Here is a 1,001-nt window from a genome sequence, read left to right as displayed (position 1 = left end):
GTTTCAGTCAGGGAAGGAACGGCCTTCGTCTGCGAGGTCGAGCTGCAGCCGCTGAGACCGGCCGCAGCGAGCATCACGCCGATCGCGGGAAAAATGATTTTTGCTGGCAAGCCGCGCTCGGGTCCGGTTCGTCTGTTAAGAAAGTCCTTACACTAGCGCCTTTCCCCCGGCAATCCGCAGCCTGTTGTGGACTTCGAATGATTTTCGGGTGGCAACAGCAACCTGAAAATGCGATATCTCGTTCTCGATATGTACTGGATTCCCATCCGTTTCTGCGGAAGGAGCACATCATGGAAAGCACCTCTCAGGCCACCGCCGGCCACGCGGTCTTCGAAACCGTGATCGGCTTCATGGGGATCGCCTGGAGCGAGGCCGGACTGACGAGGCTTTGCCTGCCCCAACGCAACCGCGACGCGGTGGAACGCCGGCTGCTGCGCCATGCCGGCAGCGCCGGTTCGAGCGCCCAACCGCAATGGGTTACCGAGCTGATCGGGTCGATACAGGCCTATGCAGCCGGCGAAGACATCGATTTCTCCGGTGTGCCGGTCGATCTCACCGGCGTCGACGATTTCCGCCTCGCCATTTATGACGCGGCGCGCAAGCTCGCCTTCGGCGAGACCACCACCTATGGCGAACTGGCCAAGCGCGCCGGCCATGCTGGGCTGGCGCGTGAGACGGGTGCGGCGCTCGGCGCCAACCCGGTGCCGCTGGTCATCCCTTGCCACCGCATTCTTGCCGCCGGCGGCAAGATCGGCGGTTTTTCTGCGCCGGGCGGCTCGACCACCAAGGAAAAGATGCTGGCGATGGAAGGCGTGCGTGTCGGCCCGCCGCCGCCGGCGCAGGTATCATTCGGATTCTGAGGCCCGACGTTGCTAGTCCGGAAAGATCCGCCGGCGGAAACGCCGGTCTGTGTCCACCCGCTTGCATTTGTAGACGATGCAGGACTTCGTATCGGCGCTTGGCACTGACGCCCGTGCCCTGACCTCCCCCATTTTTCAGAC

At 63.1% G+C, this 1,001-nt stretch carries 1 protein-coding gene; it reads left to right on the top strand.

What is annotated here, in order from left to right; translation table 11 throughout:
- The first annotated feature begins 290 nt into the window (after positions 1-290).
- Positions 291-860, top strand: coding sequence for a methylated-DNA--[protein]-cysteine S-methyltransferase (locus EOA86_RS36145; protein ID WP_128345800.1), 570 nt, complete (start codon positions 291-293; stop codon positions 858-860).
- The last annotated feature ends 141 nt before the right edge of the window (positions 861-1,001 follow it).

Origin of the sequence: Mesorhizobium sp. M5C.F.Ca.IN.020.32.2.1, from assembly GCF_004023105.1 — a bacterium.
GTDB lineage: Bacteria > Pseudomonadota > Alphaproteobacteria > Rhizobiales > Rhizobiaceae > Mesorhizobium > Mesorhizobium wenxiniae.
This window is presented reverse-complemented; position numbering and strand designations above follow the sequence as displayed.